Raw genomic sequence first — 20,787 nt, 5'->3', positions numbered from 1 at the left:
CACGGCGGCAGTGGTGGAAGACCGCGCTCGGGGTCGTGCTGACAGCCCTCATGCTCTTCCCCGTCTACTGGATGATCAACGTCTCGCTGACACCCGGCGAGCGGATGCGCCAGACCCCACCCGACTGGTTCCCGACCTCGCCGACCTTCGAGGGGTACGCGGCCGTCCTCCGTGACCAGCTGCCCGCGTTGGGCACCAGCCTGCTGGTCGGGGTGTGCACTGCGGCCCTGACCGTGGCCGTGGCCGCCCCGGCGGGCTTCGCCCTGGCCAAGCTCTCCCCCCTCGGGGGTGGACCACTGCACTTCGTGCTGGTCATCGCCCAGATGATTCCCGGCATCATCATGGCGATGGGGTTCTACTCCCTCTACCTCAGCGTCGGGGGTCTGGACACCTGGTGGGGGCTGGTCATCGCCGACTCCACCCTGGCGGTGCCCTTCGGCGCGCTGGTGTTCACCGCCTTCATGTCCGCCGTCCCCGACGAGATCATCCAGGCCGCGCGCATCGACGGCGCCGGTCTCTGGCGCACCTTCCGGTCGGTCGTCCTGCCCGCCAGCCGGAACGCGGTGGTCACCGTCTCGCTGTTCGCCTTCCTGTGGGCGTGGTCGGACTTCGTCTTCGCCAACACGCTGAACGGGAGCGGGGACGTCCGGCCGATCACCCTGGGCATCTACCGGTACATCGGGAACAACGACCAGGACTGGAACTCGATCATGGCCACCGCCGTCGTCGCCTCGGTGCCGGCGGCGGTGTTGCTGGTGGTCGCCCAGCGCTACGTGGCCGCCGGTGTCACCGCGGGCGCGGTCAAGGACTGACCCCAGGAGTTGCGCACCCGGTGCGTACACCCGGTGTAGGGTGCGCCCCATGTCGACGAGCCAGGCCCTGCTCGGGCTGCTCGACCAGGGGGCTCGGCACGGTGACGACCTCGAACGTGCCTATGACGAGCGCTTCGGCCGCGAGCGGGAACTGAAGTTCGGCCAGGTCCACTCGACCCTGTCCCGCTCGCTGCGGGACGGGGTGGTCGAGGTGGAGCGGACGGAACCCGGCTCGGGACCGGAGCGCGAGCGCCACACGATCACCGAGGCCGGTCGCCGCCACGTCGCCGAGTGGCTCTCCACCCCGGAGAGACCCACCGCCCACCTGCGGAACGTGTCGTACACGGAACTGAGCCTCGCCCTGCTCACGGGACGCGATCCCGTCCGGTGATCGACCTGCAACGGGGAGAGCACCTGACGCTGATGCGCGAGTTCACCCGCGGGAAACGGGATGGCGACGTGGCCGACCAGCTCGTGCGCGACTACGCGCTGCCGCACCTCGAGGCGGACCTGAGATGGTTGGACACCGCCGAGGCGAGGATGGGACAGCTCGTGAACAACGGGGGACAGGAATGACGGCGGGCGTGAGGGGTGCGGCGGACGGTGGATCCGGGCCGCTGCTCACCGCGGTGGGACTCGAACTCACCTTCGGGCGGAACCCGGCGCTCAGAGGCGCGAACTTCACGATCGAGCCCGGTGAGATGGTCGCGGTCCTCGGCCCCTCTGGTTCGGGCAAGTCGACCCTGTTGCACTGCCTCGCCGGAATCCTGGTGCCCACGGCCGGCTCGGTGGTGTTCGACGGCCAGGAGGTCTCGGCGATGAACGATGTGCGGCGCAGCGAGCTGCGCCGCACCTCCTTCGGGTTCGTCTTCCAGTTCGGCCAGCTCATCCCCGAGCTGACGGCCCTCGAGAACGTGGCGATGCCGTTGCGGTTGTCGGGGAAGCGGCGTCGGGTGGCGGAACGGCAGGCCCTCGAGTGGCTGGACCGGCTGGGCGTGGGTTCCGTGGCCGACCAGCGCCCCGGCGAGATCTCCGGCGGGCAGGGACAACGCACGGCCATCGCGCGGGCCTTGGTGGCCGGTCCGAGGGTCGTCTTCGCCGACGAGCCGACCGGCGCCCTCGACTCGGTGCAGGGGGACGAGGTGATGACCCTGCTCGCATCCGTCGCGAGGGAGACGGATGCCGCCGTCGTCCTGGTCACCCACGAACCACGCGTCGCCGCCTACTCCGACCGCGAGGTGATCGTTCGGGACGGGCGGACCGACGACCAGCGGGCGAACGGGGAGCGGAACCTGTGAGTCCGCCGTCCTTCACACCGGTTCGCTGGCTGCGCGACCTCGCGCTGGGGGTCAGGTTGGCGTTGACCGGCCGCACCCCCTGGGGCCGGATGGGCCTGAGCGCGGCCGGGATCGCGCTCGGCGTCACGGCCCTCTTCGCCGTCGCCACGTTGCCCGAGATCATCGGCCTCCGCGAGGAGCGGGACGCGGCGCGGGCCCCCGTCGCCGTCCACGAGCTGTCCGACGCGGAGGGCGTACCGGCCGCGGCGCTGGCGGCGACCTCCGCCAGCACCAGGTTCCAGAACGAACGGATCAGGGGTTTCTACGTCACCGACGTCGGCCCCGAGTCCCCGCTCCCGCCCGGCGTCGACGCGCTGCCAGGCCCAGGGGAGATCGTCATCTCCCCTGCCCTGCGCGAGCTGCTGGCCGCCCCCGAAGGGGAGCTGCTCCGGCCCCGCTTCCCCGAGCGCGTCGTCGGCGAGATCGGCCCGGAGGGGCTGACAGGGCCGTCCGATCTGTACTTCTACGCCGGCGCGGAACGGCCGATGGTCCAGTCGGACGTGGTGGTCGGTTTCGGCGGGTACGACCGGATCGGAACCCTGTCCCCGATCCTCTGGGTCAGCTACGCGGTGGGGACCGGGGCGATCCTCGTGCCCGTCGTCGTCTTCGTAGCCAACGCGACCCGGCTGGCGGAGTTCTCCCGCATCCGTCGACTGGCCGCGCTGCGGCTGCTGGGCGCCGACCGCCACCAGATCCGGCGGCTGGCCGTCGGCGAGGCCCTGCTCGGAACCGCTCTCGGGCTGCTGGTCGGAGCGCTGCTCTTCGCGGTCGCCAGGGCGTGGCTGACGTCCCTCCCGATCGTGGAGGGCGGGCTGTTCCCGGACGACATCCGCCCGAACCCGTGGATCCTGGCCGTCGTGGTCGTGGGACTGCCGCTGCTCGCGGTCGGCAGTGCCCTCTTCGCGACGCGTCGCGTCGCGGTCGAACCACTGGGGGCGGCCAGGGCGGGCGCGGCGGAACCGAGGCAACTGGGGTGGCGGGCCGTCCCGCTGTTGCTCGGCCTGGTCGGGATGGCTCTGGTCAACTGGGGCATGCTCTCGGGGAGCAACGATTTCGCGCCGTTGCTCCTGACCACCTCGGTGGTCCTGATGCTGGCCAGCATCCCCGCCCTGCTGCCGTGGATCGTCGAGCGGCTCGTCGGTGGGGCACGCGGGGGGCCGGTGGCGTGGCAGCTCGCGGTGCGACGTCTCCAGCTGGACAGTTCGACGGCCTCCCGGTCCGTCAGCAGCGTCGCGGTCGTCCTGGCGGGTGTCATCGCGCTCCAGGCCGTGCTCACCTCGACCGCCGCGTCGCTCAGGGAGATCGAGGCGACCGGGGACGGGAGCTCCGGATTCACCATTTCCTCCTCACCCCAGGTGATCCCGGTCCCGAGGGAGGAGGGCGTTGACGCGCTCCGTGGCCTGCTCGACTCCCTGTCCGCCGACTTCCCCGAGGGGCACGTCACCGGGTGGCTGGAGACGTCGGGCGAGGACGGGGACGGGGACCACTTCCCGGTCGTGATCGGCGACTGCCCCAGCCTGGTCACGATGTTCGAGGTGAACGACTGCGTGGACGGCAGTTCCTACCGCGCGGCCCTGGACGGCGAGCCCATTCCGCTCGTCCCTGGGCAGACACTGACCCTCGACCCCAACATCTGGCCGGTGAGGCCTGGGGAGCCGGTGCGGGTGGGCGAGCCCTTCGAGATTCCGGCCGGCGCCAGGGTGATCAAGCCCCTGGACGAGACCGTCGGCTGGTACCACGGTCGCGCCCTGGTCCTCACCCCCGGGGCCGCGGTCGACCTGCCCGAGGCCACCTACTACCAGCACCTGCACCTGCGGTTCGACGAGGTGGATCCGAGGCTGGTCGAGGAGGTGCGCAGCGCGGTCTGGGAGGAGTTGCCCGCGACCTACCTGTACGACGACATCCTCAGCTTCGACGAGGAGGCCAGCTCCCTCGTCCACGCTCGCCAGGGGCTCTGGATCGGAGCGTTGATCACCTTCGCGCTGGTGGCGAGCAGCCTGCTGGTGGTGGCCGTGGAACAGATCCAGGAGCGGCGCCGCCCGCTGGCCGTGGTGGCGGCGGTGGGGGCGCGTCGGCGCACGCTGGCCGGGTCCGTGCTGGTGCAGACGGCGATCCCGATGGTCGCGGGACTGTTCATCGCCGTGGTGGTGGGACTGCTGATCGCCGGGTTGGCCCTCGTCCTCCTCTTCGACCACTTCGAACCGGACTGGGCCGGGATCGCGGCGATGGCGGGCGTGTCGGCGGCAGCCGTTCTCGTGGTGACTTTGTGTACGCTGCCCACACTCCGGCGCGCGTCCCGCCCGGAGGAGCTCCGTTCGGAATAGGTAGGGCCGGGCGAGCTGCGCCGGGGGAGTCCTCGGTGGTGGTGCGGCGTTCGGGGCGCGGCACCAGCCTGGTGGCGACCGGAGTGGACCCGACGAAGCCGCGTCGGTTCACCGTGACGGCCGCCGGCGAGCCTGGGCCGTGGTCGAACGGGGTGGCCACGGCCCAGGCCCTTCCCGGGAGGACGATGCTCCGGCGCGGTACCCGCCGCACGGGTGCCCGGGGCGAGGCCGATCGGTCGGCCCGCGAGGTGCTCCGCCCGTGTTCGCCGCGACCCGTCCGCACGCTCCCACCGGGGGATGGGCGCGGGGTCCCGGGCACGGCGAGCGCGCCTCACCGGCGGCGGTAGGCGAGCGGGCGCGGCCCGCCGTGCGCAGCGGGTCCGGTAGCCGCAGCGGGTTCGGCCGTGCGAGGTGCCGGCCCGGGCGGGCGAGGACGCGCCACCCGGCGGCCGGCGGATCACCCGAAGATGTCGAACACGTTGTCCAGGAAGTCCTTGCGCCGCTTCTTCTTGGAGTCCCGGTACCGTCCGTGGTGGTCCCGGTCGCGGTGGTCGTCGTCCCAGTACTCGCGGTCGCGGTGGTCGTCCCGGTAGCGGTCGCGGTACCGGTCGTCGCTCCGGGGATGGGGCTCGTGACGGCGGTCGTGGACCCGCGAGGGGGGTGGGCCGGGGCGAGGTCCGGGTGGTGGCGCCGGCCGGCCGTAGTGCGCCCGCTCGGCGAGTGCGAGCTGTTCGAGTTCCCCCCGGTCGAGGAAGATCCCCCGGCAGCCCTGGCACTGCTCGATGTGCACTCCGTTGCGCTCGTACGTGCGCATCACGTCGTGACACTTGGGGCATAGCAGATCCATGCCGTCAGAGTAGGAACGACCTCGTTCGTACCCGGTGAGGTCGTCGGTACCGCCGCTGCGCGCGCGTGGCGCGGCCGGAGCCTCGCGCGTTCGGGGGCTGGCTCCCCTCCCGTGGGAGCCACCAGCCCCAGGGTCACCCTTCGCGCCGGCACACGGGACCGCCGGGGTGCCCCGCCCCCTCCCCGCCGGGAGGGGGCGGGTCGGGACGCCCCTCCGCCGAGTCTCGGTGGTCCAGGCCCGGGTGCCCGGCGGAGGCTCCGCGTCGCCCCTGGCCGGGGCTCGGTTCGCGGCGCGGGGTGCGCGAGCGGGCACGATCGGGACGGCGCCGGGCCGGGGTCACCGGGGGTCACCCGAGGAACAGCGAGCCGAGTCCCCAGCCCAGCGCGGCGGCCGCCAGCCCGAGCGCCAGGTTGGCTCCCACGTTCGCCAGCGCCAGCCACCGCCGGCGGTCGTCGAACAGGGCCAGTGTGTCGTGGGCGAAGGTCGAGTAGGTGGTGAACGCCCCGCACAGGCCGGCTCCCAGGAGCGGCTCCGACCAGGTCGGCGCCCACCCCGCGACCAGCCCGGCGGCCAGCAGCCCGAACACCAGGGAGCCGCTCACGTTCACGAGCAGTGTGCCGAGGGGGAAGGGGCCGGGATACCACCTCCGCGCGGCCCGGTCGACGAGGTAGCGCAGCGGCGCGCCGACGCCAGCCCCCACGGCGACCAGGAGCGAGGTCAGCACGCCGTACCCCCGGCGGCACTGGGAGCGAACGCGTTCGCCGGGCTCCGCCCGTCCGGGCCGCGCCGCATCACCACCGCCCCTCCCGGGTCCGCACCACCCACCGCGCGAACGCGTCCCCGCCCGCCACGGCCACCAGCGCCCCGAGGAGGGTGCCGGCGAGCACCAGCACGGCGACCGCCGGCCTGCCGGCGACCAGCAGTGCCGTCACCTCGACGCTGTGGGCGGAGAAGGTGGTGAACCCGCTGATCACCCCGGTGACGAGGAACGGCCGGAGCAGGGGGAGGCGCGGCCAGACGCGCGGGGCGAGCACGGCCACCACGCCGATCAGGAAGGACCCGAGCAGGTTGACCGACCAGGTCGCGAGGGACGGGCCGCCCGTGGGCAACGCCACGCCGACGCCGTGGCGGGCGAGCGAGCCCACCACACCGCCCAGCGCGACCACGCCCACCGTCGCGAGCTGACTCCTCCCGGCCATGACGGCTCGACGGTAGTCCCCGAGGGCGGCCTTCGGTAGCGTCCCTGGCATGAGCTCTCCTCGCCCGAATCCGCCGCAGCTGCTCTGGTACGCCCTCGGAGGACGGCTGCCGGGGCGGTACCGGGAGTGGGTGCTCGCGGACGTCACCACCCCGGGTTGGCTGTGGCGGTACGGGGCACGGGCGTTCGTCCGCCTGGCCCCGGTGGCCGCGCTGGTCGCATGGGCGCTGTGGCTCGTGAGCGGTGAGCCGCTGGTCGCGGCGATGTCGGTCTTCCTCGGCCTCATCGTCGGCGTCTACTTCTCCCTGTCCTACGCCATCGAGAAGGCGGACGCCCGTCTCGTCAGGTACGGGTACCCGCCCAACCACGCCTCGGCGGTCCGCCGGGCGGACCGGGAACGGCTGCGGCAGGAGGAGAGCGCCCGCTACGCGGCCCGATGGCGTTCCTCCCCCTGAGCAGGGGCACCGCTCGCCACCCGTTCCCCGTCCTCGCTCGCCCGGCTTCCCGCCGGCGCCGTCCCCCGCCCGGCCTCGGCCTCGGGGTCCCCCGGTGCTCTCGGGCGTCGGAGGCGTCGACGGCGCACCCGCTCGTCCCTGATCGGATCCCGGCCTCGAGGGGCCAGCGGACGCGCGGGCATGGGGCCGTGCAAGCAGGGTGCTTGCGGTAGCTAGCACGCGCGCGTACCGTCGAAAGCGCGGAGAACGTCCGCGCGAGCGAGTCCGCCGCTGATCGAGGACAGGGAGACGTGCCGATGCCACGGGTCGACAGGGTGGTCAACCGGGCTGTCGCCGACATCGGTGAGTACATCCGCACCCAGCGGAACAACGCCCAGATCTCCCTGCGGCAGCTCGCGAGGGCGGCGGGGGTGTCCAACCCCTACCTCAGCCAGATCGAGCGGGGGCTCCGACGCCCCAGCGCCGAGATCCTCTCGCAGATCGCCAAGGGGCTGCGCATCTCCGCCGAGACCCTCTACGTCCAGGCCGGGATCCTCGACCGGCCGCGAGGGGGGCCGGTGGTGGACGCCATCCACGCCGACCCGGACCTCACAGAGCAGCAGAAGCAGGCCCTGCTGGCCGTCTACGAGTCGTTCCGCGTCGGAGCCGAGCAGGCCGCCGAAGATCCCGACGACTCCGCGGTCGGCCGGTCCGTCGACCTGAGCGGAGCCGGAGCGGGAGAGGTCCCGCCCGTCTCCTCCGAGATCCGACCCCACGACAAGGAGTGATGACCATGCCCGCACTGCCCACCGCTGAGGACATCGACAAGGCGCGCGAGCAGGCGTCCGCCGTCGTGAACGAGGTGCTGTCCCAGGCCCGCACCCCGCTCCTGGCCGTGCTGGGAGCCGGCGACGTCGCGGCGAGGACGGTTCGTGACGCGCTGGAACGCGCCCGGAAGGAGCTCGCCGAGCGCGCCGAGGCCGCCAAGGACGGCATCGGCGAACTGCAGCTCGACACCGGCCAGTGGCGGGAGAAGTTCGACCCGGCCGAGCTCCGCAAACTGGTCGACGCCTACAGCGAAGCCGCCGTCCGGATCTACGGCACCCTCGCCGAACGCGGCGAGGAGACCTTGGGCAGGCTGCGCGCCCAGCCTCGGGTCCAGCAGGCGTTCGACCAGGTCGGAGCCGGCGTGGACACCGCCCAGGAACGGGTGGAGACGGTCGTCGAGGACGTCCGCGAGCTCGCGGACGACGTGCTCGGCAAGGTGAGCCGGAGCACCCGGTCCACCGGCGAGAAGGTGGCGGTGGCCACGAGGAAGGCCGCCGACGAGACCGCCCGCGCGGTGCGGGACACCGCCGAGGAAGCGGCTGACGCCGTCACCGAGGCCGGCGCGTCCGCCGCCTCGGCGACGCGGAGCACGAGCAGGAAGGCGGCCAACCGCACGCCGAGGAAGGCGCCGACCGGCGGTGCTCGGCGCGGCCAGAAGAAGGACTGAACGCGGCCGAAGACCAAAAGGGCAGGGTCGCCCCGAGTGGGGCGGCCCTGCCCCTTCGCCTGCCGGCGGGCCGACCACGTCTCCGGGTCGTGCCGTGGCCGGGGGGCCGGCGCCGGCCGGGGGGTGCGCCCCGCAGAGCCCGCGCCGGATGGCTGGCGGCCGGGCGGGGCGCGCCGTCCACTCGTGACCGAGGTCACCCGTCGGCCCCTGTCGGACGTGGACCTCGGCCGACACTCGGGGACACCCCTTCCACTCGGCCCGTAGGCTGGGGGCATGTACCAGGGACACCCAGCTCTCGAGCCCATCGCCTGGATCCTGTTGGCCATCAAGCTCGCTGGGATTCCAGTGGGAGCGTTCGCCTTCCTGCACGCGGTGACCCAGCGGGCGGATGCCTTCGTGGCGGCGGACAAGCTGAGCAAGAACGCCTGGATGGGCATCACCGGTGGCGCGACCCTGGTGCTGCTGCTGTTCCACCCGATCGGGCTGGGCACGATGTTCTGGATCGCCGGCCTCGTGGCGGCTCTGGTGTACATCGTCGACGTTCGACCGAGGATCACCGACGTGCAACGCGGGCCGAGGTGGTAGGCGGCTAGCCTCCACCAGATGGGCACCTTCAGCATCGGAGCACTGGGTACCGAGCCCGCGACGGATCACACCGACCTGCTGGCCGAGCCGGTCGCGGCGGCCCTGGCCGCCCTTCCACCCGATGTCGCCCGCCAGTTCGGGGTCGCCGAGATCGACCCCGACGACTCCGACACCGCGAGGTTCACCGAACGGTACGAGGTTCCGCTCGACGCCTCGGCCAACTGCGTGGTCGTCTCGGGCCGGCGGTCCGGCGAGACCCGCACGGCCGGCTGCCTGGTGCTCGCCACGACCAGGGTGGACGTGAACGGGGCCGCCAGGCGGCGGCTCGACGTGCGGAAGGCGTCGTTCGCGGCGCAGCGGGACGCGGTGGAGCTGACCGGGATGGAGTACGGGGGCATCACCCCGCTCGGGCTGCCCCCGGGGTGGCCGCTGCTGGTGGACGAGGCCGTCCTCACGGCTCCGCTCGTGGTCCTGGGCAGCGGGGTTCGGCACGGCAAGCTCGTCGCGCCCGGTGCCGCCCTGCTCGCGCTCCCCGGCGCCGAATCCCTCCCGGGGCTGGGCGTTCTCCCGGTCTCCTGACCTCGACCGGGCGCCGACGTCGTCGTGTCCGCCCGCCCGGCTCCGGGGGCCGTTGGGGTGCGCGCGGCGCTGGTCAGAACACGACGGTGCGGTTGCCGTGGGTCAGGACCCGGTCCTCCAGGTGCCACCGCAGGCCCCTGGCGAGGACGACCTTCTCGATGTCCCGGCCCTTGCGCACCATGTCCGCCACCGAGTCGCCGTGGTCCACCCGGATCACGTCCTGTTCGATGATCGGCCCCTCGTCCAGGTCGGCCGTCACGTAGTGGCAGGTCGCGCCGATGAGCTTCACGCCCCGGGTGTGCGCCTGGTGGTAGGGGCGGGCTCCGATGAAGGACGGCAGGAAGCTGTGGTGGATGTTCAGCACCCGCCCGGCCCACCGCTGGCACAGCTCGGTCGGCAGGATCTGCATGAAGCGGGCCAGCACCACGGCGTCGGGGTCGTGCTCGTCGACGATCTCGGCCACCCGGGCGAAGGCCTCCGCGCGGCGTTCAGGCTCCCGCCCGGAGGCGGGGAAGGGCACGTGGTGGAAGGGGATGCCGTGCGCCTCGGTGATCCCGGCGAGGTCGGTGTGGTTCCCGATCACCGCGCGGACGTCGACGTCGAGTTCCCCGGAGGCGACCCGGCCGAGCAGGTCGTAGAGGCAGTGCCCGGCCCGGGAGACCAGCAGGACCACGCGGCGACGGGTTCCGCTGTCGCTCACCCGCCACTCCGTGCGATCCCCCAGCTCGGCGGCGACCTCGGCGAACCGGGCGCGCAACTCCTCGAGGTCGAGGTCGAGGGAGTCGGCCCGCACCTCCTGCCGGGTGAAGAACCAGTTGGTCTCCGGGTCGGTGTGGTAGCCAGCGCCGACGATCGAGCCCCCCAGGCGGTACAGGAACCCGGAGATCGCGGCGACGATCCCGGTGCGGTCCGGGCAGCCGAGGGTGATGACGTAACGGCGGTCTGGCGTGGACATGGTTGCTGAGTCTGTCATTCCGCCTGGTCGGCTCCCGCACTGCCCGGTACCGATGACGCCCACCAGCGCGGTGCTCGACCGCAGGTCAGGCGGTGGGCGGGCCGGCGGGGACGGCGCCGGCCGCGTCCGGTGACCGGGGCGCGACGGTGGGTTCACGCCGACGAGGGACCCGCGCCGGGGGCATGGCGGGAGCCGACCCGGTGGAGCATCCACGTGAGGCCGCCGGGTCGACGTCGTGGCGCCCCCGCGCGTCCGGGGGAGGGCCCTGGGGGCGTGGGGTGCGGCAACCCCGTGGTCCGCTCAGCCCGGGGCGACGGCCGACCAGTCCACGGTGAGTTCCCCGGCCCGCCACCGGCGGTGGTTGTCCCGGACCGGCCACCCCCTGGCCGTGAGGAGGCGCACGGCCTCCGCCCACCGCGCGCGGGGCCCGAACGGGCGCAAGGGCGCCGCGGTGGCCCAGCACGAGTCCAGTTCCGCCAGCAGCGCGTGGACCCGTTCCCCGGGCACGTTGCGGTGGATGAGCGCCTTGGGCAGGCGTTCGGCCAGGTCGGACGGTGTGTCGATGTGCGCGGGCGAGCAGGCCATGGTGAAGCTCAGGGGACCGTTCCGGGAGAGGGTGACCCAGCAGCACCGCCGGCCGATCTCGTCACAGGTCCCCTCCACGAGGAGACCGCCCGGCGCCAGACCGGACGTGATGGTGGTCCACGCCGCCAGTGCCTCGGGTTCCGCGTACTGGCGGAGCACGTTGAACGCCCGCACCAGCACCGGGCGCTGACCGGCGAGTTCGAAACCACCGCGGGTGAAGCGGAGCCGGGGTGGGTCGGCCAGGCGGACGGCGTTGCCGACCCGCTCCCCATCGATCTCCAGGCCCAGCACGCGCACGTCGCTCCGCACATCGGTGAGGCGCGCGGCGAGCTCGACGGTGGTCACCGGTGAGCTCCCGTAGCCGAGGTCGACCACGAGCGGATCGGCGGCCGACCGCAACACCTGGGACACCCACGGCGTGCCGCGCACCCAGCGGTCCACCCGCCGCAACCGGTTCGGCCCGGTGGTGCCCCTGGTCGGCATGCCCAGCGCGCGGGCGCGGCCGGCCGCCAGTCGGGGCGCTCGCTTGGCCATCCGATGTCCTCCCACACCTCTCCACCGTCGCCCGGGTCCGCCGTCCAGCGCGGTGGGAGGTGGTCGATCTCCGGGGCGCGCCCGCTCGTTCCGTGACGGGATCAGCCGCTGCGCCGGCGGGCGACGTACTCCAGCGTGAAGCGGGACTCCGCGTCGAGCAGCGCGGTGACCTGCTCGGACACCGCCTTCTCCACCATCCCGCCGACGAGTGGGAGCCGGACCGTGACCTGGCCGGCACCCCGGAGTTCCGCGCCCCCGCCCACCGGGCGGATCGACGTGGTGGCGTCGATGGTGGCGGGGGTGTCGGTGACCCTGGCCGCCATCGTTCCCACGTAGCCCGCGCCCTCGCGCCGCCACGTCTCGGTGCGTTCGACCGAGATCCCGTTCGGGGCGATCGAACGCATCGCGGCCGGCAGCCCGCCGGAGGAGATGCCGTGTCGGAAGACCGCGCGGGACCCGTTGTCGTCGCTGGTCAACGCGACCAGTTCCGCCGAGGAACCGCCGAGCTCGGCCAGTCTGTCCCGCAGGTACGTCTCGTCGACCAGCACCGCGTGGAGCTCGTCGGGGGAGAGGGAGTCGGCGTGGAGGGTGAACTGGATGGGGCGTGCCATGGCAGCACAGATTACCGTTGGCGTCCGTGACTACTCGTTCGTCCGGCGAGGCCGTCGGCGTCGCCGTTCCCCTCGCCGAGCACACCACCCTCCACCTGGGCGGGCCCGCGGCCCGCCTCGTGGAGGCGACCACGGCGGAGGACCTCGTCGAAGCGCTGCGGCGGGCCGACACCGGCGGTGACGACGTCCTCGTCCTCGGTGGTGGATCCAACCTGGTCGTCGGCGACGAGGGGTTCGCCGGGACCGTGGTGCGGGTGGCGACGACGGGGAGACGAGCGGACCGCGTCGCGGACGGCACCGTCCAGCTCACGGTCGAGGCGGGTGAGGACTGGGACGCGGTCGTGGCCGCCGCCGTCGCCGACGGGCTCTCGGGCGTGGAGTGCCTGTCCGGCATCCCGGGCCGGGTGGGCGCGGTCCCCGTGCAGAACGTGGGCGCCTACGGCGTGGAGGTCGCGGAGCTGCTCGACTCGGTGGACGTCTACGACCGCCTCGACGGGTGCGTCCGCACCGTGCCCGCAGCCGACCTGGGGCTGGCCTACCGGACGAGCCGGCTCAAGGGCAGCGCCACGTCGGTCGTCCTCCGCGCGCGCTTCGCACTGGCGGACAGCGGCTCCTCCGTGCCCATCCGGTACCCCGAACTGGCCAGGGCGCTCGGGGTCGAACTGGGCGACCGGGTGCCGCTCGCCGCCGCGCGGGAGGCGGTGCTCGCGCTGCGTGCCGGCAAGGGCATGGTGCTGGACCCGGCGGACCACGACACCTGGAGCGCCGGATCGTTCTTCACCAACCCGTTGGTGCCCGACGAGGCCGTTCCCGAGGTCCTCGCCCGGATCGCCGAGCGGCTCGGCGGGGAGGCACCGGTGCCGAGGTACCCGGGAGGGCCGGGGCGCACCAAGTTCTCCGCGGCCTGGCTCATCGAGCGAGCGGGCTTCCGGCGCGGCCACCAGGGCCCCGGCGGCCGGGTGGCGTTGTCGAGCAAGCACACGTTGGCCCTCACCAACCGGGGGACGGGGAGCACCGCGGACCTGCTGGCGCTGGCCTCGGAGGTCCGTGACGGTGTCCGAGCGGCGTTCGGTGTCGTGCTGGAGCCGGAACCCGTGTTGGTGAACTGCGCGCTCTGAGACCGGCGGGCGGTGGGGGTGAGACGGGCCCCGGCCCCCGCCGGACCGCTCACCGGAACTGGTTACCAGTGGTGGCCGGTGGGGCCGTTCGCGACCCCGCCTGGTCGGTTCAGGACCGCCGGTGGGCTCGGGTGGCGGAGTGCTGGTCCCGGGGTTTCAGCACGATCTGGTCGATGTTGACGTGCGACGGCCTGGTGACGGCGAAGACGATGGCCTCCGCCACGTCCTGCGCGGTGAGCGGTGTGAGGCCCTGGTAGACGGCGTCGGCCCGAGCGGCGTCACCCTCGAACCTCACCAGGGAGAACTCCGTCTCCACCATGCCCGGGCAGATCTCGGTGAACCTCACCGGATCTCCCAGGTGTTCCCCGCGCAGCGTCCGGTGCAGCACGGCCTGCGCGTGTTTCGCGGAGGTGTAGCCGGAGCCGTTGTCGTAGGCCTCCAGGGCCGCGATCGAGGTGACGGTCACCACGTGCCCGTCACCGGAGTCGATCAGCCTGGGCAGGAGCGACCTGGTCATCCGGAGGGTGCCGAGGACGTTCGTCTCCCACATCCACCGCCAGTTGTCCTCGTCCGACTCGGCGACGCGCTCCAGCCCGCGTGCCCCGCCGGCGTTGTTCACCAGCACCCGGCACGTCGGGACCTCGGCGAGGAAGGCGTCGACGGATTCGGCGTCGGTGACGTCGAGCCGGTGGGCGGAGCCGCCGATCTCGGCGGCCAGCTCGGCGCACCGGTCGAGGCGGCGGGCGCCCAGGACGACGTGGAACCCGGCTTCCGCCAGGCCGCGCGCGGTGGCCTCGCCGATGCCGGCGCTGGCTCCCGTCACGACCGCGACCGGCTTTCCGGCGGCCGGGGACGTGGTCGGTGGGGTGTGGTGCTGGGGCTGCTGGTCGTGGGTCATGACGCCGATCGTGCCTGACCCGCCGTTGGTCTGTCAGCGGCGGGCGAGCGGGGAGCCCCGGCCCTCGCGAGGCCGGGGCCGCTGTTCTCAGTCCAGCAGGTTGAGGTCGCCGAGGATCATGTCGAGGTCGACGGCGTTCGCCAGTTCGACGGCGCCGGCGCTGTTCGGGTGGATGCCGTCGTGGACATCCCACTCCGGGAGGATCCGGCTCGGGTGGTCGGGGTCGCGGACGGCGGCGTCGAAGTCGACGACCCCGTCGAACTTGTCGGAGGCGCGGATGCGCCGGTTGATCTCCTGCCGGTTCTCCTCCAGGTGCGGTTCCCAACTGAACCAGCCCTCGAACGGCGTGATCGTCGCCATGTAGAAGAGCATCCCGCGCTCGTGCGTGCGGTCGGCGAACTCCTCGAAGGTCGCCATCAGCAGGTCGAGGTCGGTGGTCTGCGGGGGGTGTTGCATGTCGTTGATGCCCGCGGCGAAGAGGACGGCGTCGGCCCCGGGGAGGTCGAGCACGTCGCGGTCGTACCGTTCCAGCACCCGCTGGCCTCCGTAACCCGAGGAGGTCAGCATCCTGTTGCCCGACATGCCCGCGTTGGCCACCGAGAGCCGGCGCGGCCCGTACTCGTCCACGATCCGGCGGGACAGCACGTCGGACCAGCGGTCCGAGCCCTTCGAGAAGTCGACGCCGACACCGTCGGTCATCGACCCGCCGATGGTCACCAGGGTTCCCGTGGCCGTCTCGGGCACCACCGTGATGGCGCCGACGAGCGGCCGGGTGCTCATCGTCTTCTCCTCGACCTGGAAGGGGCGGCCGTTGACGTTCTCGGTGTGGTCACCGGTCGCGATGCGGCTGTGCTCCCCGGCGAACGAGTGGGTGGTGACCCGGCCGGTGGGCCCCGGGAAGTAGAAGGACACCGCGACGTCCGCCCCGTCGGGGACCTCCATCCGAGCCAGGTCGGTGTACACGCTCTCCCCCGGCGCGAGGGTGAAGGAGGTTTCCCGCTCCACCCGGAGCTCGGTCAGGCTGGACGGGTTGATGCCGCCCTCGCGGTCGGTGGCCAGCGCGATGGTCACCCGGCCGACGTGCAGCTCGTCGGGGCTGAAGGTGTTGTCGAGCCGCACACGGACCGCCGAACCACCGGAGCTGACGCGCATCCGGGTGCGGACGGTGTTGTCGGTGAACCCCTCGAACTCCCGTTCCCTTTCCTGGGCTGCCTTGGGTGAGGCGGTGAAGGTCGTGATCTCCCGCTCTTCCGCGAGCTCCGCACCGGCGGGTAGTGCCCGTTCCAGCGTCGTCTCCGGGACCATCGCGCATCCGGCCACCAACAGGCTCATGCCCGTGACCGCCGCGAACCACCGTCGGCGCACCATCATCTCCGTCCTCATGCCGCTGACTGCTCGCCGACTCACGGACGACGTGGACGCCGGGGATCTGGGAGACCGGACAGCAGAACGGCTCCGGATTCGCCTCGGGCGCCACGCGACCGGCTCGGCGAGTTTCTGCGGAGAAGAATAGACAACCCCGAGATCAACACGGGTCGCCACGGTGCCGGAACGGTCGGCGACCACGTCCTGGCCGGGGGTTCAGCGGGGGAGGAGCGCCTCCACCGGCACCGACTCGCCGACGAGGGTGTACCCGCGCTGGTTCAGGTGCAGGCCGTCCCCGAGGTCGAGATCCGGCCGGACGAGATCCGGGTCGTCCGGGTCCCGGAGCAACGTGTCGAGGTCGAAGACGGCGTCGTACTCGTCGGCGTGGGTCCGGATGAGGGCGTTCACCCGGGTCCTCGTGGTCTCCAGTTCGGGCTTCCAGGTCTCCCAGCTCCCGAAGGGGGGGATGGTGGCCACGACGACCCGCAGGCCCGCGTCCCGGCTCCGCCGGGCGAGGTCGTCGATGGCGGCGAAGAGCGTCCGCGCGTCCGTCTCGTGCGGTGTCTGCTGGATGTCGTTGGTGCCCACGGCGAGGATGACGGCCGCCGCGCCGGGCAGCGACAACACGTCGGTGTCGTAGCGGTCGAGGAGGCGCGGGCCGCCGCCGACCGATCCGAGGAGGATGCGGTTGCCGGACAGGCCGGAGTTCGCGACCGCCAGCCGACGTCCCGGTGGTAGGGAGAGCAGGCGGTCCGCGAGGACGTCGGGCCAGCGACCGGATTCGGGGAAGTCGACTCCGAGGCCGTCGGTCAGCGAACCGCCGACGGCCACCACCGTGCCGCTGGCCTCGGAGCCCAACACCAGGACCGCGTCCACCACCGCCCGGTGCTCCACCGGGCGGAACCTGTCCGAGGTGGGGTTCTCGGTGTGGTCTCCCCTGGCGAGCAGGGTGGGTTCCCCGCTGATCGGGTGGTTGCCCAGCGGACCGGTCGGACCGGGCAGGAAGAGGCTGACGTGGAGCCGAGCGCGGTCGGGCACGTCCAGGCCGGCGGGGTCGGTGTAGCGGTGGTGGCCGGGCGGGACGGTGAAGTCCGACCGCCCGTCGAGCAGCAGCGGCCGGACCGTCCCCGGGAGCGAGGACCCGTCGAATCCGTCGGCCAGGGCGACCGAGGCCGCCCCGATCCGCAGCGGACGGTCGCCGTAGGTGTTGTCCAGGCGGACCCGGACCCCGGATCCACCGGCGCTGATCCGGACCATCGTGCGCAAGGTCACGTTGGCGAAGCCCAGTTCCTCCCGCTGGTTCGGTTGGGCCGGCATCTGCGGTGCGGCCCAGGTGGTCACCCCGGTGGTGGGTACCGGCTCGGCCGTTCCCGGGGACAGCGGGGTCGGGGGCACCACGGGTTCGGCCGACACGAGGAGGCCCAGGCAGCACACGACGATCAGCAGGAGTCGGACCACGGCGCGACCCCCCTCGGTGCTTCCTCGCCGTCAACGCGCGCCGACCGGGCGTGCGCTGGCGTTGCCCCGACGGCGTGGCCAGGGTAGACACCGGTCGTCCTCACCCAGGTGAGCGACTGATCACGGCCCCGCGAGGGGCTGGAAGCTCTACCGCCTCGTTTGTGTTGCATTCCCATGACAGGCAGCGAGCATCGGGGCGCGGGCAGGCCCGGAAAGGTTGACTACACGTGGCTAAGCGTGGGTTCGTGTGCGCGACAACCGCGCAGGTTCGACTCGCTGGTAGCAGCGGATCCTCCGATCGAGGAGGGTCTCCTCGTGAGTGACTCGTTACGAGTGGTAACTGGCGGCGGGGGGCGATCGGCGACTTCCGCCGGCAGTGGTTCCCCCCGCCGGGTGGCGCTGTTGTCGCTGCACACGTCGCCGTTGGAACAACCGGGCACCGGGGACGCGGGCGGGATGAACGTCTACGTGCTCCAGACGGCCCGTCGTCTCGCCCGGCGCGGGGTCGAGGTGGAGGTCTTCACCCGGGCCACGTCCTCCGAGCACCCACCGCTGGTGCGGGTGGAGCCGGGGCTGCTGGTCCGCAACATCATCGCCGGGCCCTTCGAGGGCCTGGGCAAGAACGACCTCCCCGCCCAGCTGTGCGCGTTCGCCGCCGGGGTGCTGCGGGTCGAGGCCAGGCACGAGCCCGGCTACTACGACCTGGTCCACTCCCACTACTGGCTGTCGGGCCAGGTGGGGTGGCTCGCCCGGGAGCGGATGGGGGCGCCGCTGGTCCACACGGCGCACACCCTCGCGCGGGTGAAGAACGCCGCGCTCGCCGAGGGGGAACCCGCCGAGCCCCGGGTCCGGGTGATCGGGGAGCAGCAGGTCGTCGACGAGGCGGACCGCCTGGTGGCGAACACGAGCGTGGAGGCCGAGCAGCTGGTGCGGCTCTACGGTGCCGACCCCGCCGCCGTGGTGACCGTCGAGCCCGGGGTCGACCTCGACTGCTTCACCCCCGGGGAGCGGTCGGAGGCGCGACGGACCCTCAGAGCGGCCGGCGTGGTGCTCCCGCCGGACCCGGTCGTCCTGACCTTCGTCGGGCGGATCCAGCCGCTGAAGGCGCCGGACGTCCTCCTGAGGGCGGCGGCGCGCCTGCTCGCCGAGGAGCCACGCCTGCGGGGCCGGCTGGCCGTGCTCGTCGTCGGCGGTCCCTCCGGCTCCGGGCTCCAGGAACCGGAGGCCCTCCAGAAGCTCGCGGGGGAGCTGGGGATCACCGACGTGGTGACCTTCCTGCCGCCCCGGTCCGGTGCCGAGCTCGCGGACGTCTACCGCGCCTCCGACGTCGTGGCCGTCCCCAGCCACAACGAGTCGTTCGGCCTGGTGGCGCTGGAGGCCCAGGCCTGCGGGACGCCGGTGGTCGCCGCGGACGTGGGCGGCCTGTCGGTCGCCGTGGTGGACGGGTCCACGGGACTGCTGGTGCCCAGCCACGCACCGGAGGACTGGGCGGCGGCCCTGCGCGCCGTGGCGCTACCCGCGACCGGCTCACCGGACGCGGTCCCGGAGTCGGTGCGTTCCCGGGCGGCCGGGGTTCGGCCGGAGAACGCGGTGCGGCACGCCAACGACTTCTCCTGGGACCGCACCACCGACGGGCTGCTGCGCGCCTACCGGCAGGCTGCCCTGGCCTTCGGCCGGGGCGTGCGCGACGCTGGTGGGGGCAGGAACCGGCACGGACGGCGAGGGGGCGAGGCGTGAGCTCGGACGCGGACGGGAGCTCTCCCGAGGAGGCGGTGCGGACGGTGGAGCGCACGCTGCGCGACCGCGACCTGGACTTCGACCACGCCTCCCCGGGTCGCTTCCTCGTGCGGCTGCCGGGGGAACGGAAGCAACGGACGAGTTGCTGGCTCGTGGTCGGGCGCCACGGGCTGCTCGTCGAGGCGTTCGTGTGCCGCCGCCCCGACGAGAACCAGGCCGGGGTCCACCACTTCCTGCTCCGGCGCAACGCCAGGCTGTACGGGGTGCACTACACGGTCGACGAGGACGGTGACATCCACCTGGTGGGGAGGTTGGGGGCGCACGCCGTGACCGAGGACGAGCTGGACCGGGTGCTGGGCCAGGTGCTGGAGGCGGCTGACGGCGACTTCAACAAGCTCCTGGAGCTGGGCTTCGCCGGGGCGATCCGCCGGGAGTGGGCCTGGCGGAGGTCTCGTGGTGAATCCCTGGCCAACCTCGCCGCCTTCGAGCACCTCGCCCGGGACCAACGCTGACGCCCTCGACGCGCCGGCGCGACCGCCAGGTGCGCCGGCCGGGGGAGTGGCAGGGCGGGGCGGCTTGGGAGAGAGGGGGAGTCACGAACTCAAGCCGCCCCGCCGTGAGGTCCCGCCACTGCGGGTTCCCCTGGCGGGGGGCACCCGGGAACCCGGACGGGCCGCGGCCTGACGGGGGAGGCAGACCACGGTGCACCCTCTCAAGATCGGGGAGTGCGTGGGAGCCGATCGAAGAGAGTGTTGCCAACTTGGCAGAATCGACGACCTGGGCACAAGCCCATCGCGCTACTCCATTCGAGTGTATCTGCGACGTGATCGTAACGTCGCGGAGTCAAAGCCTCGTAACGTAACCGCCCGGGTCGCCCCATCTCACACCGCTGGGCCAGGTCAGTGAGCGTTTCTTCCTTCCGGTGACTGTAAGTGTTGGTGGGCGTGGGTGTGGGCCGGTGCCCCGCGAGCGCCGTCACCCCAACGCCACCGCCTTGCCGCTCCGGCAACCCGCGCGGCCCCACCGGGGTGGACCGGACCGGAGCGGTGGGAGCGCGGCCAGGAGACGACGTCGTCCGCCGTCCCCCGACCGGACCTGGCAGGCTGGGCGCATGACCAAGGCAGTAGGCACCCTGGTGCTCCTCCGCCACGGAGAGAGCACGTGGAACGCGGAGAACCTGTTCACGGGATGGGTCGACGTCCCCCTGTCGGAGAAGGGGCAGGCGGAGGCCCGGCGCGGCGGCGAACTGCTGGCCGAGGCTGGCCTGCTCCCCGACGTGCTCCACACCTCCCTCCTGCGCAGGGCGATCTCCACCGCCAACATCGCGCTCGACGTGGCGGACCGGCACTGGATCCCGGTGCGCCGCGACTGGCGGCTCAACGAGCGCCACTACGGCGCCCTCCAGGGGAAGAACAAGAAGCAGACGTTGGAGGCCTACGGCGAGGAGCGGTTCATGCTCTGGCGCCGTTCCTACGACACCCCGCCTCCCGAGATCGAGCCGGGAGCCGAGTACGGGCAGGACGGCGACCCGAGGTACGCCGAGCTCGGGGACGAGCTGCCCCGCACGGAGTGCCTCAAGGACGTCGTGGCCAGGCTGCTCCCCTACTGGGAGAGCAGCATCGTCCCCGACCTGCGCGCCGGCCGGACGGTGCTGGTCGCGGCCCACGGGAACTCGCTGCGCGCCCTCGTCAAACACCTCGACGGCGTGTCCGACGAGGTCATCGCCAAGCTGAACATCCCCACCGGGATCCCCCTGCGCTACGACCTGGACGAGCAGCTCATGCCGGTCGTCCCCGGCGGGACCTACCTCGACCCCGACGCGGCGGCCGAGGCGATCGACGCTGTCGCCAACCAGGGGCGTTGACCAGCGGGTGAACACCGGGTGACAGGATGCGCAACCCCGCCGCCCAGGGTG

At 72.8% G+C, this 20,787-nt stretch carries 21 protein-coding genes and 1 pseudogene; 13 read left to right on the top strand and 9 right to left on the bottom strand.

From position 1 onward, the window contains the following. Nucleotides 1-50: 50 nt before the first annotated feature. From ACOJVX_RS24055 to ACOJVX_RS24040, 4 genes and pseudogenes are all read left to right on the top strand, one after another. Nucleotides 51-812: a carbohydrate ABC transporter permease gene (locus ACOJVX_RS24055; RefSeq protein WP_211256544.1), complete on the top strand. Its 762-nt coding sequence runs from the start codon at nt 51-53 to the stop codon at nt 810-812. A 49-nt stretch (nt 813-861) separates the two neighbouring features. Then, nucleotides 862-1,388 (top strand): annotated as a pseudogene (locus ACOJVX_RS24050) (PadR family transcriptional regulator). Continuing rightward, the gene (locus ACOJVX_RS24045; protein WP_051314153.1) at nt 1,385-2,110 is read left to right on the top strand and encodes an ABC transporter ATP-binding protein; all 726 of its coding nucleotides are present in this window, start codon (nt 1,385-1,387) and stop codon (nt 2,108-2,110) included. Before ACOJVX_RS24050 ends, ACOJVX_RS24045 begins: the two are co-directional and overlap by 4 nt. After that, on the top strand, nt 2,107-4,473 hold the full coding sequence (locus ACOJVX_RS24040) for an ABC transporter permease (RefSeq protein WP_026419619.1): 2,367 nt from the start codon (nt 2,107-2,109) through the stop codon (nt 4,471-4,473). The genes ACOJVX_RS24045 and ACOJVX_RS24040 overlap by 4 nt, the downstream gene beginning before the upstream one ends. A gap of 457 nt (nt 4,474-4,930) precedes the next feature. Here ACOJVX_RS24040 and ACOJVX_RS24035 read toward each other — a convergent pair whose 3' ends face one another. The 3 genes from ACOJVX_RS24035 to ACOJVX_RS24025 all read right to left on the bottom strand — a co-directional run bounded on the left by ACOJVX_RS24035 (nt 4,931) and on the right by ACOJVX_RS24025 (nt 6,570). Further along, complete coding sequence (locus ACOJVX_RS24035; protein WP_035292516.1) at nt 4,931-5,320, bottom strand: zf-TFIIB domain-containing protein; 390 nt, start codon at nt 5,318-5,320, stop codon at nt 4,931-4,933. A gap of 346 nt (nt 5,321-5,666) precedes the next feature. Further along, nucleotides 5,667-6,044 carry a fluoride efflux transporter CrcB gene (gene crcB, locus ACOJVX_RS24030; protein ID WP_245588867.1) on the bottom strand — a complete coding sequence of 126 codons (378 nt, stop codon included), beginning with the start codon at nt 6,042-6,044 and terminating at the stop codon, nt 5,667-5,669. 67 nt (nt 6,045-6,111) lie between these two features. Beyond that, entirely contained in the window at nt 6,112-6,570 is a 459-nt protein-coding gene (locus ACOJVX_RS24025) for a fluoride efflux transporter FluC (RefSeq protein ID WP_051314152.1), read from the bottom strand. Between ACOJVX_RS24025 and ACOJVX_RS24020 the strand changes: the two genes are divergently transcribed. From ACOJVX_RS24020 to ACOJVX_RS24000, 5 genes are all read left to right on the top strand, one after another. Further along, on the top strand, nt 6,569-6,973 hold the full coding sequence (locus ACOJVX_RS24020) for a DUF5313 family protein (protein ID WP_026419615.1): 405 nt from the start codon (nt 6,569-6,571) through the stop codon (nt 6,971-6,973). The two genes, ACOJVX_RS24025 and ACOJVX_RS24020, sit on opposite strands and share 2 nt — an antisense overlap. A 296-nt stretch (nt 6,974-7,269) precedes the next feature. Further along, nucleotides 7,270-7,740, top strand: coding sequence for a helix-turn-helix domain-containing protein (locus ACOJVX_RS24015; RefSeq protein ID WP_026419614.1), 471 nt, complete (start codon nt 7,270-7,272; stop codon nt 7,738-7,740). Further along, the gene (locus ACOJVX_RS24010) at nt 7,740-8,447 is read left to right on the top strand and encodes a hypothetical protein (protein WP_051314151.1); all 708 of its coding nucleotides are present in this window, start codon (nt 7,740-7,742) and stop codon (nt 8,445-8,447) included. Before ACOJVX_RS24015 ends, ACOJVX_RS24010 begins: the two co-directional genes overlap by 1 nt. A 273-nt stretch (nt 8,448-8,720) precedes the next feature. Next, complete coding sequence (locus ACOJVX_RS24005) at nt 8,721-9,032, top strand: DUF2516 family protein (protein WP_026419613.1); 312 nt, start codon at nt 8,721-8,723, stop codon at nt 9,030-9,032. An 18-nt stretch (nt 9,033-9,050) separates the two neighbouring features. Further along, entirely contained in the window at nt 9,051-9,611 is a 561-nt protein-coding gene (locus ACOJVX_RS24000; protein WP_418154971.1) for a YbaK/EbsC family protein, read from the top strand. A gap of 73 nt (nt 9,612-9,684) precedes the next feature. Here the strand turns inward: ACOJVX_RS24000 and purU are convergent, their stop codons facing one another. From purU to ACOJVX_RS23985, 3 genes are all read right to left on the bottom strand, one after another. Next, entirely contained in the window at nt 9,685-10,566 is an 882-nt protein-coding gene (gene purU, locus ACOJVX_RS23995; protein WP_026419611.1) for a formyltetrahydrofolate deformylase, read from the bottom strand. A 300-nt stretch (nt 10,567-10,866) separates the two neighbouring features. Further along, nucleotides 10,867-11,685: a hypothetical protein gene (locus ACOJVX_RS23990; protein ID WP_030104543.1), complete on the bottom strand. Its 819-nt coding sequence runs from the start codon at nt 11,683-11,685 to the stop codon at nt 10,867-10,869. Between the two features lie 101 nt (nt 11,686-11,786). After that, a complete protein-coding gene (locus tag ACOJVX_RS23985; protein WP_051314150.1) occupies nt 11,787-12,296 on the bottom strand; it encodes a DUF2505 domain-containing protein in 510 nt (169 codons plus the stop codon). Between the two features lie 17 nt (nt 12,297-12,313). On the opposite strand from ACOJVX_RS23985, the gene ACOJVX_RS23980 reads away from it, so the two are divergent. After that, nucleotides 12,314-13,414 carry a UDP-N-acetylmuramate dehydrogenase gene (locus ACOJVX_RS23980; protein WP_051314149.1) on the top strand — a complete coding sequence of 367 codons (1,101 nt, stop codon included), beginning with the start codon at nt 12,314-12,316 and terminating at the stop codon, nt 13,412-13,414. 109 nt (nt 13,415-13,523) lie between these two features. Here the strand turns inward: ACOJVX_RS23980 and ACOJVX_RS23975 are convergent, their stop codons facing one another. The 3 genes from ACOJVX_RS23975 to ACOJVX_RS23965 form a co-directional block, all read right to left on the bottom strand. Then, nucleotides 13,524-14,312 (bottom strand): SDR family NAD(P)-dependent oxidoreductase, encoded by a 789-nt coding sequence (locus tag ACOJVX_RS23975; RefSeq protein ID WP_051314148.1) that lies wholly within the window; start codon nt 14,310-14,312, stop codon nt 13,524-13,526. A gap of 87 nt (nt 14,313-14,399) precedes the next feature. Then, nucleotides 14,400-15,695, bottom strand: coding sequence for a GDSL-type esterase/lipase family protein (locus tag ACOJVX_RS23970; protein ID WP_418154967.1), 1,296 nt, complete (start codon nt 15,693-15,695; stop codon nt 14,400-14,402). A gap of 198 nt (nt 15,696-15,893) precedes the next feature. After that, nucleotides 15,894-17,135 carry a GDSL-type esterase/lipase family protein gene (locus ACOJVX_RS23965; RefSeq protein WP_418154966.1) on the bottom strand — a complete coding sequence of 414 codons (1,242 nt, stop codon included), beginning with the start codon at nt 17,133-17,135 and terminating at the stop codon, nt 15,894-15,896. 402 nt (nt 17,136-17,537) lie between these two features. On the opposite strand from ACOJVX_RS23965, the gene mshA reads away from it, so the two are divergent. From mshA to ACOJVX_RS23950, 3 genes are all read left to right on the top strand, one after another. Beyond that, entirely contained in the window at nt 17,538-18,872 is a 1,335-nt protein-coding gene (mshA, locus tag ACOJVX_RS23960; protein ID WP_422647102.1) for a D-inositol-3-phosphate glycosyltransferase, read from the top strand. Then, nucleotides 18,869-19,384, top strand: coding sequence for a YbjN domain-containing protein (locus tag ACOJVX_RS23955; RefSeq protein ID WP_030104538.1), 516 nt, complete (start codon nt 18,869-18,871; stop codon nt 19,382-19,384). The genes mshA and ACOJVX_RS23955 overlap by 4 nt, the downstream gene beginning before the upstream one ends. A 599-nt stretch (nt 19,385-19,983) precedes the next feature. Continuing rightward, entirely contained in the window at nt 19,984-20,736 is a 753-nt protein-coding gene (locus ACOJVX_RS23950) for a phosphoglyceromutase (RefSeq protein WP_026419606.1), read from the top strand. Nucleotides 20,737-20,787 lie beyond the last annotated feature (51 nt).

Origin of the sequence: Actinoalloteichus caeruleus, from assembly GCF_049311605.1 — a bacterium.
In the GTDB taxonomy this organism is placed as follows: Bacteria; Actinomycetota; Actinomycetes; order Mycobacteriales; family Pseudonocardiaceae; genus Actinoalloteichus_B; species Actinoalloteichus_B caeruleus.
This window is presented reverse-complemented; position numbering and strand designations above follow the sequence as displayed.